Raw genomic sequence first — 15,774 nt, 5'->3', positions numbered from 1 at the left:
AATTTTATTAGTTTAATACAGTAATATAATATGGAAAAACATTCAACGATTGTTTTTCTAAAATAGATAAAATGTTACTTTTTATAGAATCCCATTCGAAATCAGAAACTTTTACAGAAGGGTTTGGGATAAGTTTTACTTCTATTGATGGAACCAGCCCTTTATTCACTTCAATATTTGTTTTAAATGTTTTTCTAATGGTCACATTTTTGATTTTATCACTACACAATTCATAACAAAGTGCCTTAACATCTTCTTTGGTAACAATCCTATTTCTTGATAGCAATGCTCTTCGGTATGCATATAGTCGTTCATCCATCGTCAGATTATCCTTCCCTTGAAAGGTTTGAGTGAGAAAAACACCTTTTTTTTGTTTTAATTCACTTCCTTTATAGGTATGTAAAGAATTTCCTGTTTTTATTTGATTAGCTTCTTTTCCATTAGTTGTCCAGTATTCTATTAAAAGTGTGTCTTTCTTTTTATAGGGTTTAACAGAGATATAATTTGTCTCTGCTACAGTTTTGGTCATATCGGCAACTTTTTTTTCTAATGTAGCTATGTTTTGATTTAGCTTATTTACATTAGATTGTAAAAAATCATTTCCGTAAACAGAGAAAGCTGCACTTTCATCTTTTAGTAACTCAATAAGGTGTAGTAAGTATTCTTTTGCTTTGCGCGAATCTAGTTTACTTACATTGTCTTTTCGTATAACATATGTTCCTTTTTGATCTTTTTCTGCATCATCCTCTCTAAGATTGTATAATTGCCCAGAAGTATTACTTACGGTTTTAATATCCAAAAATAAATCCATTGTGCTTAATGGTGCAATATCTACATAGTCTTTAAGCTGATAAGAAACAGTTTCTAACTTACGATTTAATACAGGAAAAGCATTAAACGAACAGAATACACTTTTTAAAATAGTACTACTGATAACCTTAGGAAAAACTATTTTTATCCAGTGTAGATCTATAAAATCTTCATTATCTATAAAATTAGTAATTTCTTGTGGAACAACATTGTTACTTTGTAACGAAATATTGGATCTAAAGCTTATAAAATGTTTTTCGTATGTTTTTTTTACTTCGTTTTCTATATTTCTGGTTTTATTGGGTACATGAGAGAATATAGATTCTAAATCCAGAAGATCTGAGTTGTCACTATCAACATATCCAGATGAAACAGTAAGTAAAGAACCGTTGTAATAAAAATCTGCTTGTTTTAAATGGTGGTAAAATAGATCTCTATCCTGAATATCCAATATTTCAAAAAACAAAGAAGCATCCTTTAGATTTACTTCTTGATGATCTGTCTTTATTCCTACATAAATTGTAGAAGAAGGAAGGGGTGTGCCTTCATTATGTTCAGGTGCTATATTTGTTCTTGATTTTCCTTCAATTTCATAGGCATCTTTTTCACATAGAACATGGGTAATATTTACATCTACAAGCTTACTTTCTTGTACAGGAGAGAAAAAGATATTTTTGATGACCTGATCGGCATTTGCACTTTTAATTCTTTTGTTATAGTATAATAGGTTTTCGGGAGTAATAACACTTTCTGGAGATATAGGCTCTGCATAAGCAATACCATGAGCAGGACGAGCACCATATAGTGTTTCTGGTGTCATTAATTGTATGAGTTGCTCGGTTACTCTGGCCTGAGAATTATTGATCTCTCCAGAAATCTTCGCAATTTCAGAAGCGCATGCATTAATAAGAAGGGTTACAATAGGATCAAAAGAGGTTTCTATCTCATTGGGCTGTACTCCCCATAGAGAAGCAGCCTTTTTTATCATCCTGTTTTTGATCTGAGTTTTATTTTCTATACTCATAATTTTAATACGAAAGAGGGGCTATGTAAAACCTTTCTATACATGAAAAAGGCTCATTAGTTAAACAAATAATTCCATGAATTGTTATATCAACACGTTTTTTTACTCTATTTAATTGTAGAGAGCTAAATTCATCTTGTTGTATATCAACTTTTAGAGTAACATTTTTTAACCTTTTTTCTTTACTGATAATACTTTCTCGTAGAGATTCTGTAATAATGTCTCTAAGTTTCTTGGTTGAGGTTAAATTATCAAAATCAACATTCCATATTGTACATCCAAAAGTTTCATCAAAAGTGCACTCTCCATAATGAGTTGTAGTAATCAGGTGGATAAATTTGGAGATAGATTGGTTAATGTCGCATTGCCCTGCTTCTTTGTTGCTAACAATTTTTTTGGTTTGCAGTGGTAAGCTATAATAAGATGGTATCATTGGTTACAGGCTAAGAGGTTGTGTGAAATATATTGCAATTTAATAAAGTTTTGAATACTACAGGCGAATTGAATAAGAAACCCTGAGCATTTTTTTGTATACAAGTTGTTTTTATGAGATAACTAAATAATCTATAATGAAAAAAGGAAAGAAGTTTTTTATATTTGTAGAAATAACTTATTGGGGGCATGAACATATTTTGCAAAATAGTAATGATAGGCTTACTGGGATTGGTGAGCTGTAAGAGTAAGGATGCACTTGCATATTTAAAAGATAAAGATCAAAAAGAGCAAGAATTACTGCCTATTCAAAAAAAATACGGTGAAATTATAGGGGTAGCTCCTCAAGAAATAAAGAATATACCTTTATACAAATTTATCGATAGCTGGATGGGAACTACTTACAAAATGGGAGGAGAAAACAGAAAAGGTATTGACTGTTCTTTCTTTACTCAATTTCTCTACCACGATGTATATAGTAACCTTATTGAGAGAACTGCCGAAAAACAATACATGGCTCCCAGTACAGACAAATTTATTGGGCAAGAATTTTTAAGGCAAGGTGATCTTTTGTTTTTTAATCAAAGAGGTTCTCAACACCACCCTATAACCCATGTTGGGGTTTATCTAGGTAATAATCGTTTTGTGCACTCTACTTCAAAAGTTAGCGATTCTGGAAAAAATGGAGTTCAGATAAGTGATTTTACAGATGGATACTGGCAAAAAATGTTTGTAGCTGCAGGAAGAAAGCCAAAAAATGCGAATAATCATCTAAGTCAGGAGAATTAAAGAATTAAGCAGTAGAATTGTCTGTAGGGGGGTATGAGAGATAAAAAAATTGAGAAAATTTATAAAGAGTTAATAACTGCATATAAAAACTTAAAAGGTGAAGTTTTTGTTGCAGAAATTCTTGAAAATTCTGATCTGGATTTTAGTGATATAGATATTTTTAATAAAAGTACTTTTTCTAGATCATACCGTAGAGATGTTATCGGTTTTAAACTAGATACCTACTCCGATACTAAAGATAAATTGCAATTAAACCTGGCTCGTAATGGAATCTATGATACACTCCCCGAAGGTCTTTTTCATGAGCAGGTAAAAGAAACGAATAAGCTTTCGTACAAAAACTTACGACAAAAACATAAAAAAGAAGAAAAAGACGCAAGAGAATTTTTTACTCCTCTGGAGAATGAATTTTTTGTGCAAAAAGTTCATGTCGAGCAAAAGGAAAGAGATTTAATAAATGAGTTTATAAATCTTAAAAATAGTTTTCTTCTTGATTTTTGGGGATTAGACAAGGATATTCCCGCCACATATAGCTTGAAATTATTAAAGCTATTACCTTTTGCACATAATATATCTGGTAAACCAGATCTTACGGCTTTAAGTCTTGAAAAAATTCTTGGAGAAAAAGTGTGTATAAAGAAAAAACTAACCCCTTATCATCATAAAAATGGTATAAAAAGTAATAATGATACCTTAGGTGTTAATTTTGTGTTAGAGCTTAGTGATTCTCAGGTTTTGTGCCCGGTTTTTGAAATAGAGGTTGGTCCTGTGGAAAGAAAAAATATGCGTAAATTCTTACAAAACGGGGTAGCTAGAAAAATTATTACTACCTTTTGTGACTATTTTATCCCCCTAGAAATAGAAACCAAACTTAATATTACATATTCAGAAAAAGAAAGTGTATTTGTGTTAAACGAAACAGATAACCCAAGACTGGGTTTAACAACAATTATATAAAATGAAAATGATTTTCCTTACAGTTATTAATACAGACGCATTTAAGATAGGTGTAGTGTTGCTTGTTATTACTGTGATCCTTATGGGATTTGTAACCGGATTAAAAAAACTGTTTACCAAAAATAGAAAGAAATTTTTTCTATATATACTAGTGGTATTATTATTATTTGGTGCTACTGCCTTATTAGGTAATGAAAATGTACTTAATAATGTACCACTTAATAACTTTATTAGCTTTCAGGTGGTGTTTTTAATACTTGGGGTTCTACATGTATTGGCATTGCGCAAATTCTTTCCAGATTTATCAGAGACCCGTACTTCTTTCTGGTCAGAGTTTTTGTATACTATAGTTACTGTGTGTATGGGGTTAATGTCTTTTATGTTTGTCATTGGGCTTTACAAACCAGCATACACTTATATTTTCTTGGCATCCGTGATTGCGTTTGTTATTCCTTTTACAGTAGTAAAACTATATGAATTCGCTGTATCTATTCCTGTCTCGGTGTATAAAAAATGGTTTTACCCAATTGATAAAAAAGTAAAGGATCCTAAGGATGAAGAGCTCATAAATCCATTGGTGATATCATTTGAGTTTAATAAAGGAAAGAGCATGGACGAGATTAGCAACTTTAGACTGAAGGCTCCTGAACGTATGGAGTTTGGTAAGCTGTTTTATTTCTTTATTAATGATTATAATGAAAGACACCCTGGAGGGGAGATCAATTATATAGACGAAAAGAACAATCCTTCTGGATGGATTTTTTATTCTAAACCAAACTGGTTAGGGTTTCAAAAATTTATAAACTTTAATAAAACTGTAGAAGCAAATAACATTAAAGAAAATGATGTGATTATCTGCAGAAGAGTTGAATGAAAAGTTAAAATTTTATTAAAAAAAAGGCTTTGGTTTTGAGATTAAAGCCTTTTTTTATGGACTAAATTATGATTAGTAAACTTTAAAATCAAGATGCTGTAATATTTTTCTTTCTTTAGAATGTTTTTTAGCAATTTTACACTTTTTGGTTAATACGATACTTCTAATATTTTGAGTAAATTTATGATGTGCAAGTCACGTTTATTATACATTTTTATATTTATTATTAACTTAAAATTTTATTATTATGTCTTTTAATGCAACATTAGAAGTAGATGGTAAAGCGTTTACAATTCTATCTTTCAATTATCAAACAAAACAGGAAGTTGATCCTACTGGTAGACCATCGTCTGTTAATAGAGCTGGAATGGGGTCATTTACTCTAGAGCTTTCACAAGATGCAGGTTTATTCTCAACTTGGGCGTTTGATAGTTATTTAATGAAAACCGTAACTGTTAAGTACGAAAAGCGAGATACCAAGGCTACACAAAGAACTATTACATTTGAAAATGCTTATCTTGTAAAATACATTGAAGAGTTTGAATCAACAGGAGGTGTTCCTGCTAAGATTACCTGTACAATATCTGCTCAATCATTAAAAGCACAAGATGCTGAGCATGTAAATGACTGGGTGTAAATCGTTTTTTGGCTACATGAAGCCTTATAATGAATATAAAGGGAGTATTTATTTACTCCCTTTCTTGTTAAAACTCGCATGGGAGTTTGTTTTCTTTAATATTTATAATTTATTCATATGTCATTTTTAGCAAAACTAAATATAGATGGGGAAGAGTTCAATATATTGGAATGTGATTTTGGGCTCAAACAAAATGCAGACGAAACCGGTCGCCCCAGTGCAAAACCTAAAGGAGGACAGATAAGATTGCTTATCGAGTCTAATGTGAAATTAGATTTTTTTGAGTGGGCCGCTTCCGGATCCGCTACCAAAAATGGAGGAATTGTCTTTTATCGCAGAGATAATGTTTCTAGTCTTAAAAAGTTAGAATTCAGAGATACCTATTGTTTGGAGTATAGAGAGCTGTTTAATGCTGTGGATGATAAGCCATTACGGATATATTTAACCCTTTCTGCAAAAGAGCTAGTGATGCGAGGAACTACCTTTACCAATAACTGGCCCATGAAGGTGTAATGTGTTATTATGGGTAAGCAGAAAGAAAAAAAAACCGCAAAAGAAATAAAGCAGGAGCTCAAAGATAAATATGGAGCCAGAAAAGTATATGGTTGGTCTGGGTATGTAGATGATCCTGAGGAGGCTGCCATACTTACGCTGATGGAGGATATATCAACCGAGTTAGGGATAATACCTTCTTATTTTAATACAATTGCTGTAGGTGAGGGACTTAATCTGTTTGTTGAATCTAATTATGATCCTGCACCTCCGCACAATGTAATAATTGATCAACAATTAAGTGGCTTTGATGTCTTAGGAACAGATGATTTTGGTTCCGAGTTTTTCCGATATAAAAAGTATCTGCCTAAAACATACAATGAAGGAGCTACTTTAGCAGATTTAAGCACAGGTGCCGAGTTTGTTCAGGAGTCAAGAATTAATGAGTTGGGTAAAACAACTATTTCTGGAACGTTTAAGGATTTAGAAAGTGCTTTATGGGCGTTTGGAGCTACATTAGCACATCGCAAAGATAGGTTTTTGAAAGCAGCAAAGGATTTTGGGTATGGAACACCTACAGAAGACCAACTGGCGTATTGGACTTATGTGTATTATCAAGGAGAAGGAAATGCAAGAAGATGGTTAAAATCTAATAAAGGACTTGATATTACTACTAATAAGTCTGAGAGAGGTCAGGTAAATATACTTGCTACAGAAAGAGTAGCTACATGGAGATATGTACAAACAAAAGGAATATTTTCTGAATGAAACTAATTAGATTATTAATATTCGTTTTTTTTCTTGGGCTACAATTCAGTTGTGTTTCTCAAAAAACAACTAATGATATACCAGTTGAACGGGCAGATCAAATGCTTGGAGAGATCTATAACAAGTATAAGGAAAACCAACATGATTATGCCTCAGAACCTGGTGAAGCAAGAGATACAATACTTAATCGTTTTAAGAAAACCCTAAAAACTATTTTGGATAACCCAAAATTCAAGGAACATGATTTTGAAGAGCTAAATAAAAAAGAAAAGATTATTGTTGCTACTTCTTCAGACAAAAAGTTGAAAATCATTTCTTGGGATGAACTTAATGGAGGAACCTGGCATGTTTATAATGCAATGTATCGATATGTTGAGGGCCCTCGGATGTATAGTGGTCTATTATCGGATAAAAAAGAGTATTTAGATGCGTATCATTTTAAAATATATGATATCGATACAGGCAAGTATTTGGTGAAAAGCTATGGAACTCATGGTAGCGGTAAGGAATTCTATACTTTTCGAGTACTGTCTTTTGTAGATGGTCAAATACAAAATTGTAAAAGTTGTTTTGGAGGGCAGGATTATTTTCTTTTAGAAAAAAACAGAGGAGATAAGGTGTCATCGAAATACGATCCAATACATAAAACAATTCAATATCCAGAGTATAAAGAAGACGAAGAAACCGGTTTTCTAAATCTTACCGGTAAGACCATCACGCTACAATATCAAGATGGTATATTTCATGAAATTGAATAAAAAACGGATCATTGTAAAGTGATCCGAACCTAAAATAGAATACAATGGCATTACAGTCCAATATACAAATTTTTATAGGCGGGACTCCCATATTAACATATAAACGATTATCCTTACAGCAGGATATTGATTCGCATCATATATTAACACTGGTATGTCGTATGGACGTACTAGAACGACTGAATCAGGAAATGGCTTCAGAAAGTAAAAACTTTTTGGGAGAGATTATTACGTTACAGGTGAGCTCTGCAGAAAGCTTTTCGACCTATGGAGATTTGGAGTTTAAGGGAGTGGTCGTAAAAGTGAATAACACCAAAGGCTTTAATAATGGAGCAGAGGATACTGTGGAGATAAAAGCACAAAGTGCAAGTGTCATTGCAGATGATGGTCCTCATTTTGCCTCTCATAATGATGTAAGCCTGGGAGAGATATTAAATAGAACATTTCAAGGGTATGATCAATCCAAATTAAAAACAAACTTCAGTCCTCAGAATGCTACAAATATACATTACAGTGTGCAGCATAATGATAGTGCATATCAATATGCTAGCAGATTGGCAGCGCAATATGGAGAGTGGTTCTACTACGATGGTAAAGCTTTGGTTTTTGGTAGACCAGAGAATAGCGATGAAGTGATATTGACCTATGGTCATAATCTTAAAAAGTTTACGCTGGAGCTTAATCCAATCCCAAATAACTTTAAATATTTTACCAATGATTACCTTGTAGATGATCTGCATGAGAAAACGACTACCGAAGTCAATACAGGAGCAAATGGTTACAATAGCTTTGCCAGTAGTAAAAGCGATCAGATTTATGCCAAAGAAACGAATGTATATCTTAATTCATACAACGATTCTGATCTAAAACAACGATTTGATAATCAGGTAGAGCAACAAAAGAAAGCGCGAGAGCTTAAGCAGGTTCTGATCAAAGGAGTAAGTGATAACCCAGCAGTATATCTGGGTCAAGTTATAAAAATACAAGAAGGAACCACAGCGCAAGGAAGTTATCGTATTACCAAAGTACTGCATACTGCTACAGAAAATGGAAATTATGTAAACCATTTTGAAGGAGTAACAGCAGATATAGATGTTTATCCCAATACCAATCCGATGTCTTTCCCTAGAAGTGAATCTCAAGTGGCAGTCGTGATGGATAATGCAGATCCAGATGGATTAAGTCGTATCAAAGTACAGTTCCCTTGGCAAAGACCAGATGGTGAGACAACACCTTGGTTGCGTATGATTACACCACATTCTGGAGGCGAAAAAGGATTTCATTTTATCCCTGAGATAGGAGAAGAAGTACTTGTCGGTTTTGAAGGTGGTAATGGCGAACGCCCATATGTGATGGGAGCATTATATACTGGTTCTCAAAATCCTCAAAGCTGGGGAACACAAAACAATGATGTCAAAGCAATACGTACCCGTAGTGGGCATACTGTAGAGCTTAATGATACCAGAGGAGCAGAATTTATTACCATTACAGATAAAAACAGTAATATTATTCGTATTGATACCGCTAATAATAATATTGAGGTTTCGGCAGGAGAAACAATGACTTTTATGGCCAAAAATATTAAAATTAAGGCCGAAGAGAATATAGAAATGGTTGCAGGAAATGACTTTACAAAAAGTGTTGCCGAAAACTATAATGTGATGACAAAAAATAACACATTAATTGTTGAAGAAAATCTATCTACAGATTCAAAAAAACAACAAAATGTATCTGATGAAATCATAGTGAGCAGTAATAAACAAAACCTAACCTTATCCTCTGGTAAAATTGTTGATGTACAAAGTAAGGAGAAAGTTAAATTGTTTTAAGGTATTTGAAGAAGTCAGTTATAATATTTAGGTTTCATTAGGGAGTATGGAAGGTCTTCAGCAAGAGTCTAAAGTAGATATCCTAAATGATTTTGGTCTTATGATTAAGCCAAATGGCTTTGTAGGAGACTATGGTTGTATGGTTATTTTTGATGATGGAGTATCAAAAAATGAACTTAGATACAGACTCATTATTAAGCATATTAAAGAGGTCAATGAGTATACCAACTTTTATAGAATAGAAAGAGAATCTTCTGTTTATATAAACGATAAAGAACCAGAGAATTTTATTGATATTTTGGCTTTGCGAGTAAGTAGTGTATTGTATCCATTAGAGGTAAGCACATCCTATAAAGGAACACTTAGTGGGATCGTGAATTTTGAAGAGATAAAGGAAAGATGGAAGGAAGAAAAGAAAAAAATCAAAACAAAGCATAAAGGAGAACTAGTAAATAAATATATTCAGCTAACCGATCAATCGTTAAGATCTTCTGATATTCTTTATCAAAAAATGATTAAGGATTGGTTTTTGAATTTATACTTCGCACCCCTTTATACATCATATTCTGAAGATCTTTATGTAGAAGAAAAAATAAAATATCCGATAGCCGGAAAAGCAACTCCTGTTAATTATAATGTGATTAAAAAATTAACAGATGTAAAGAATAGTAAATCAAATGATGTGATGATCAAAATGGAAGGAGAGATTGATGATGAAAGATGTGCTTTGGATTTGGTGCAAGAATTGGATACACCTTATTATAGGATGATTAATAAAAATGAAAAGGATCTAAAGGGAACATGTAATTTAACGTATCTCCTTAATAGTAATAACGGTATTGTCGAAGGAATTGAAGCTAATTTTGAAACGAAATTTGCAATGCCCAAAAAAGTAACTGTAAAAATGTTTTTACAGGAAGTACTTAAAAGTGAAAATATAGATATAGATGATGATGAGGATAACAGCAAGCCCAAAAAGGGATTTTGGGCAAAATTGTTTAATGTTTAAAATTGATTAGTCATGAGTCAGAAATTTGCAGCCGTTCAAGGAGCAATGTGTGAGTGCCAGTTTGGAGATGGACCAGATAAGTTAAAAGTGCTTTCTCATAAAAAATATTATGCAGATGACGCCGAAGGTTCTGAGAAATTATTGGCTACTTCAATGGAATTGGGTGGAGGAACTTTTGAAAAAAATACTTTTGGTCAATGCAAATTGCAGCCAACAGGTAGTAGCTTTAAGCCATGTCAAATTGTAGTTACGGGCTGGGATGGTTTTTATGAAAATCTGGAGTTTGGAAATGGAGGAAAAGTTTTATTAGAGGACAGTAAAGCTATTTGCCCCATTGCAGGAAGCCCCAGTATAAGTATTATTGATCATGGGCAAAGCCAACCTGGTAGCTCTGAGAGTGCAGAGGATGCTAATTCTGATATGCAACAACAGATGAATCCCATGGTAGATATAAATGATCTTGATGAAGCAGAGTCAGAAATAGAAGAAGTAATAGTTACTTAAAAATATTCATATGCCAGTAGGAATAGAAAAAGTTGCAATTGTTAGTAAGTCTGGGCGAACCACGTCTCCACGAAACTTTGTTATGCAAGCAAATGAAATTGTAGAGATCAAGGCAGAATATTATGCAGATACTCCCGAGGCTCTTAAAGGTCATGCCAAATGGATTGTAAAACCTAAAGATGGAGCACCATATTCAAAAAATGATCAGACAGGTAAAATAGGAGACTCCAGAGGCTTGTCTGTAGAACCAAAATATTGTGGACCAAAGAAACATGTAGTTGAAGCATTTATTGATGACCCTTCTAATACATACCCACAACAACTTACTTTTCAAGCACAGGCGCCACAAAAAATTATTAGTACCAAATGGAGTAAAACCAAAGGAGGAGCAAATGTTGGTCAATCACCAATAAAGTATGGTGATGATATATGGTTGTACGTAGAGACCGAAGGATTAAACGGAGCTATGTTAGATATTGATGTCTACCTTATTGCCAGCATGGGGAGCGATGATAAAATAGCCACATTAGGAGCTGTACCATGTATAGCTGGAGAGGTTAATGTGCATGTAAAGAATACTTATGCCTGGAGGGCAGGTACAGGAGTGTGGACAAACAGTACAGAAAAATTCTATATAAAAATAAAAGTAAGTGGTAGTTCAAAAACTATTTTAGATAAGCATAATGATGACGAACATGCCCGGTTTTTGAGAATCAAAAATGAAATTTCTACCAGACAGGTCGAGCTACACGAAAGTGCAAGACCAGCTACCGTTGGTCAGACAGAAGTAAACATAGAGCGATATGAATTATGTCGTTTTAAAAAAATAACGGTTACCGATGATAAAAAAGATATAGTTGTATTTGATGAAGGAAAACTGAATATTGATACCCAGCGAAAATCAGAGTTTCAAGTATCAGAAACGATTCATTTTGATTTGGATAAATCAGAGATAAGAGGAGATGCAAAAGCTGTATTAAACGGAATAGCTAACTTATTATTGGATAATCCGTATGTAAAGGCAGAATTAGGGGCGCATTGTGATATTAGAGCAGATCATGAGTATAATGATAAGCTCTCCCAACGAAGAGCTGTTGCATCAGTTGAGTATTTGGTGTCCAAAGGAGTATCAAGAAAAATGTTATCGGCACAAGGATACGGTAAAAGAAGGCTATTAGTAGAAGGAGAAGATATTTCTGAAGCAGAGCATCAACTTAACCGTAGAGTGACTATTAAGTTTATGATTTTTGGAGCAGACGCTCAGAGTATTGTTTTTGAAACTATTGCCCCTGATGATTCTAAAAAGAAAAAGATAGCATTAGATATTGATCTGTATGAAACCGATAAATGCCTTAGACGAGACACTAATCTACAGCATGATACCAATGTAAAGGTCATAGAGCTTACTCCTCAAGGACCACAAGGACCCTATGAATATGATGGTACAAGTAAAGTAGAACATGAAGTATACTCTAGGCTTTCTATCTCCTTATTAAAAATCGATGCATTAAAATACATATGGCCTCATAAAAACACTACTAATGATTTTATGTACTATATTAATAGTTGTCGATATTATTCGGATAAAGAAAAGCCTACGGTGGTAGTTAAGGCATATCCAGATATTAAGTGGGATTTTCATTTCTTTTTAAAGCTTAGCAATCCATTATCTGTAAAGTGGCAGGGATTGAATGCTGCTGGAGTCGAAAGAATGAGAAAAGTCAATGGTAAAATAGCGGCACAAAATAGATGGCAACAAACAGAAGCAGCGATGGGGGTTGTTCTAAAAGCCAGTTGGAATAAAATTGATGATTTAAACTACGAAAGAGATTTTGAAGTAACGGCAAAATATGAAGATAAGTTTAAATGGATTTATAAGGTGTTTAGCTCTATACAAGAACTTTCTAAAGGTGTTACAAAAACTACTAAAGGAAAAGCAACACAAGCTCTGGGAAGTAAAACACCTTTCTCTGTAGAAATGGTTCCTCCGAATTTTTGTATAGGAGCAGAGTGGCAATTAGCAAGAGGAGAAATAAACGAAAAACCAATCAAAGAAATAGGTACAGAGTATAAGTTTTACCTTAAATCTGAACCGTTAATAGGAGTTAAGTTAATAATTGATTTATTAGGAGGAGCTATTACCGCTGCTTCATATGCTACTACTGGTAATCCCGTAGCTGGTGATATAGTTCTTGCTATAAGAGAGTGGGCAGAAAAAGGATACAAGTCAGAAGGTGTCGAAGTGAATTTCCGAATTTGGTTTGATTTGATAATTTCAGGAACCATTAATGGAAGTGTAGATTTTAAAAGTAATACAGCTTCTGATAATAGTAGTGCAAGTGCAAATCTTGAAACTAAATTAGGGGTTGAGCTTACTGCAGGAGTCGAACTTACCGCCAAAATTGTAATAATAAAAACAGGCTCCGCGCACGTTAAAGGTCATGCAAGTGCAGGGGTTAAACTAGGGATTACTTCTGGGCACCACTTAAAATATGCTACAAATAAAGGTCTTTATTATAAACCGAGTTTAAAAATAGATCCTTGTGTTGCACAAGTGGTAGTTTATATTGAAGTTGGTCTTTCGTATAAGGTGGTTAGTGCAGATTGGAAGCCAATCAATATCAACGAAAAGAGAAAATTCTGGGATGAATTTGATATAATTAAAAATTTGGAAGATGTTTCTGGTCGAAAAGCAGAAATTCAACTTATAAAACCCTAAAATAAATGAAACACTATAGTATAATAATATTTCTATTCATTAGTATTATGACATCTTGTTCTTCGCAACCCAAACTTGATTTGGCACAAGTTCAATTGCCTTATGATTTTAATGAATTAAAAAATGACGAATTACAAATTGAAAAAGATAAGTTGAAATTCGAAAACCTTATTGTATATACTTCTGAGGATAAAAACTTATTTGTTTTTGATAAGATTACCTTTGCAAAAGAGTTTTCGGATAAATATCATAGTCCGACACGGCTATATTTTTATACAAACGAAAGCTCGAATTCCGTTCAGTTTATTAGGTTAAATACACATGATGGTATTAATGGTGAAAAAATGTATCAAAGTATTTTAAAACTATTCGGAAAACCAATTTATTATAGTAAGGATAAAGAGTTTTTTAATGGAGTTTGGGAAAAGGGAAACACCACATTTTTATTAAAGCAAAATTATACCGCCCAAATAGGTAACGAAAAAACCGTCACTACTGATTTGTATATTTTAAATAATGAAATAGAATCTTTAACTGATTATTATTTCAGTTCAGATTTTCAATATTATAAGGATTTTGTTAATGAAAGAGTAAAAAAACAAAATTCAAATTATACATATCAACAGTTTGCCGAAGACCAAAAAAATGAATTCTTTGAAGAAGAAAAATATCTAAAGCAAATAGAAAAAAACCTTCCTCTTTAAAAAAATAAGAATGATAAGAAAGCCTTATTATATAATTAAGTTTAGTGCTTGTGAGTGTCGATTTGAAATCAGGGTTAATGATCAACCAATCATTCAGATGAATGTAGCAGACGGTCAGGTTTCGTCTCAGGCTCCAATAAATCATGCTATTTCAGAAAGTGGTATTACAGAGATTTCCATTTCAGTATTGCCAGTAATTGGTAGTACACAGTTCTCGGATGCTACAGCGTTTAGTTATGATTGTCATTTGTATGATGTGCAGAATGGATTTATGCATAAAGAGACTTATGAAGGGTATAAGAGTCCAAAAATAACTGATGATAGACTTTTGAGTAGCCTGGCATCTTCAAAAAAAATGGAAGTAGCTGTTAATTACACATTGAATGCCTTATGGACAGAAGGAAAGGATCTTGGGGATGTTGATGATATCGAGAAAAAGTTGAGAATGGTTTATCTTGAAATAGGTAATACTGTTCAAAGTAAAAAATATGAGATTTTTAAGCAAAAGTTATCCAATAGAGAGCAAAATATGGCTACATCTATGTATTTATCACCTGTTGATTCTAGAGCTAGATTAAATAGTTTAATACATGATTTTGATAATGGATTTGATCAAATGACATTATCAGAAGACGCGGTAGTGGTCTATTCTGCATATGGTAAAAAAGCGAGCCTTAAAAAAGTAACAGGTGAGCCTGCCTTGTGTTTTGAAAAAAAAGATCCTTTGGAGCATCTAATGCTTGATCTTGAATTTTATTGGTCAAAAGAAACCGGTCAGTTTGAAATAATTTAACCAATTTATTCCAATGTTGAATAAATATTATCTGGATATGAAAGTCGATTTATTTATAATGTTCTTACTTGTTATTGTGTTAAGTCAAGATTGCCAATCTCAGGTATTAGATTTTGATCTGTATGATCTGGGTTTCTCTGAAAAGATAGATGATATTCTAAAGCAAAATAACCTTAAATTATCAGATGGAAAATCAGATGCTATAACCCTTTTTAGATATGATAGATTTGAAACTACCGATAATAACTTGCTTCAGTTTAATAAAAATTCTTTGGTAGGAAATTCTAATGGGCAAAGTAATAATTTGATTCTGCACTATTCGATAGACGATTATAAGATCGCGATGTATGAGGTGAATTTATACACAGATAATGAGGTTGGGATAATATCCAAAACATTAGAAGAAAAAATAGGAACACCAAGCATTCTTCTATAAATAGCGATGGATTGGAAATGAAAATTTGGAAAAATGACAAAGCTAGAGTTTATTATTTCATGATGACATATCAAGAAGGAAACCTGGGAAGAAAAACTGAATTAACAGTTATTGATATGAAAAGTACAAAAGCAACAGAATGGATTAGTTTTAAAAGCTTTAATCATTATCTATAATTAACATTATTGTTTTTGCGTACTTTCTTTATGGCATAAGCTTTGAATTGTCTGATTTTATTG

The 15,774-nt window shown here is 32.9% G+C and carries 17 protein-coding genes; 15 read left to right on the top strand and 2 right to left on the bottom strand.

Going from position 1 to position 15,774, the window contains the following annotated elements:
* Positions 1 to 7: 7 nt before the first annotated feature.
* On the bottom strand, positions 8 to 1,834 hold the full coding sequence (locus C1X07_RS15400) for a type VI secretion system baseplate subunit TssF (protein ID WP_103070935.1): 1,827 nt from the start codon (positions 1,832 to 1,834) through the stop codon (positions 8 to 10).
* A gap of 4 nt (positions 1,835 to 1,838) precedes the next feature.
* Positions 1,839 to 2,267: a GPW/gp25 family protein gene (locus C1X07_RS15395; protein WP_103070934.1), complete on the bottom strand. Its 429-nt coding sequence runs from the start codon at positions 2,265 to 2,267 to the stop codon at positions 1,839 to 1,841.
* Positions 2,268 to 2,455: 188 nt separating this feature from the next.
* Here C1X07_RS15395 and C1X07_RS15390 point away from each other — a divergent pair, with 188 nt between their 5' ends.
* The 15 genes from C1X07_RS15390 to C1X07_RS25060 all read left to right on the top strand — a co-directional run bounded on the left by C1X07_RS15390 (position 2,456) and on the right by C1X07_RS25060 (position 15,711).
* Entirely contained in the window at positions 2,456 to 3,055 is a 600-nt protein-coding gene (locus tag C1X07_RS15390; protein ID WP_103070933.1) for a C40 family peptidase, read from the top strand.
* 33 nt (positions 3,056 to 3,088) lie between these two features.
* On the top strand, positions 3,089 to 4,012 hold the full coding sequence (locus C1X07_RS15385; RefSeq protein WP_103070932.1) for a hypothetical protein: 924 nt from the start codon (positions 3,089 to 3,091) through the stop codon (positions 4,010 to 4,012).
* 1 nt (position 4,013) lies between these two features.
* Positions 4,014 to 4,886: a TssN family type VI secretion system protein gene (locus tag C1X07_RS15380; RefSeq protein ID WP_241507269.1), complete on the top strand. Its 873-nt coding sequence runs from the start codon at positions 4,014 to 4,016 to the stop codon at positions 4,884 to 4,886.
* Between the two features lie 247 nt (positions 4,887 to 5,133).
* Positions 5,134 to 5,523, top strand: coding sequence for a type VI secretion system tube protein TssD (tssD, locus tag C1X07_RS15375; RefSeq protein ID WP_103070931.1), 390 nt, complete (start codon positions 5,134 to 5,136; stop codon positions 5,521 to 5,523).
* Positions 5,524 to 5,640: 117 nt separating this feature from the next.
* On the top strand, positions 5,641 to 6,036 hold the full coding sequence (gene tssD, locus C1X07_RS15370; protein ID WP_103070930.1) for a type VI secretion system tube protein TssD: 396 nt from the start codon (positions 5,641 to 5,643) through the stop codon (positions 6,034 to 6,036).
* 9 nt (positions 6,037 to 6,045) lie between these two features.
* Positions 6,046 to 6,783: a hypothetical protein gene (locus C1X07_RS15365; protein ID WP_103070929.1), complete on the top strand. Its 738-nt coding sequence runs from the start codon at positions 6,046 to 6,048 to the stop codon at positions 6,781 to 6,783.
* Positions 6,780 to 7,541 (top strand): hypothetical protein, encoded by a 762-nt coding sequence (locus tag C1X07_RS15360; RefSeq protein ID WP_103070928.1) that lies wholly within the window; start codon positions 6,780 to 6,782, stop codon positions 7,539 to 7,541. Before C1X07_RS15365 ends, C1X07_RS15360 begins: the two co-directional genes overlap by 4 nt.
* A gap of 44 nt (positions 7,542 to 7,585) precedes the next feature.
* Positions 7,586 to 9,370, top strand: coding sequence for a type VI secretion system Vgr family protein (locus C1X07_RS15355; protein WP_103070927.1), 1,785 nt, complete (start codon positions 7,586 to 7,588; stop codon positions 9,368 to 9,370).
* Between the two features lie 46 nt (positions 9,371 to 9,416).
* Positions 9,417 to 10,379 carry a hypothetical protein gene (locus tag C1X07_RS15350; protein ID WP_103070926.1) on the top strand — a complete coding sequence of 321 codons (963 nt, stop codon included), beginning with the start codon at positions 9,417 to 9,419 and terminating at the stop codon, positions 10,377 to 10,379.
* Between the two features lie 12 nt (positions 10,380 to 10,391).
* Positions 10,392 to 10,883, top strand: a complete 492-nt coding sequence (locus C1X07_RS15345; protein ID WP_103070925.1) for a DUF4280 domain-containing protein — start codon at positions 10,392 to 10,394, stop codon at positions 10,881 to 10,883.
* A 10-nt stretch (positions 10,884 to 10,893) separates the two neighbouring features.
* Complete coding sequence (locus C1X07_RS15340) at positions 10,894 to 13,602, top strand: OmpA family protein (protein ID WP_103070924.1); 2,709 nt, start codon at positions 10,894 to 10,896, stop codon at positions 13,600 to 13,602.
* Between the two features lie 5 nt (positions 13,603 to 13,607).
* Positions 13,608 to 14,306 carry a hypothetical protein gene (locus tag C1X07_RS15335; protein ID WP_128755299.1) on the top strand — a complete coding sequence of 233 codons (699 nt, stop codon included), beginning with the start codon at positions 13,608 to 13,610 and terminating at the stop codon, positions 14,304 to 14,306.
* A gap of 10 nt (positions 14,307 to 14,316) precedes the next feature.
* Complete coding sequence (locus tag C1X07_RS15330; RefSeq protein WP_128755298.1) at positions 14,317 to 15,099, top strand: hypothetical protein; 783 nt, start codon at positions 14,317 to 14,319, stop codon at positions 15,097 to 15,099.
* A 37-nt stretch (positions 15,100 to 15,136) separates the two neighbouring features.
* Complete coding sequence (locus C1X07_RS15325; protein WP_103070921.1) at positions 15,137 to 15,535, top strand: hypothetical protein; 399 nt, start codon at positions 15,137 to 15,139, stop codon at positions 15,533 to 15,535.
* Positions 15,536 to 15,552: 17 nt separating this feature from the next.
* Positions 15,553 to 15,711, top strand: a complete 159-nt coding sequence (locus C1X07_RS25060; RefSeq protein WP_164914177.1) for a hypothetical protein — start codon at positions 15,553 to 15,555, stop codon at positions 15,709 to 15,711.
* The last annotated feature ends 63 nt before the right edge of the window (positions 15,712 to 15,774 follow it).

The organism is Aquimarina sediminis, assembly GCF_002895435.1.
GTDB lineage: Bacteria > Bacteroidota > Bacteroidia > Flavobacteriales > Flavobacteriaceae > Aquimarina > Aquimarina sediminis.
The sequence above is the reverse complement of the archived record's forward strand: the minus strand, read 5'-3'. Positions and strand labels throughout refer to the sequence as shown.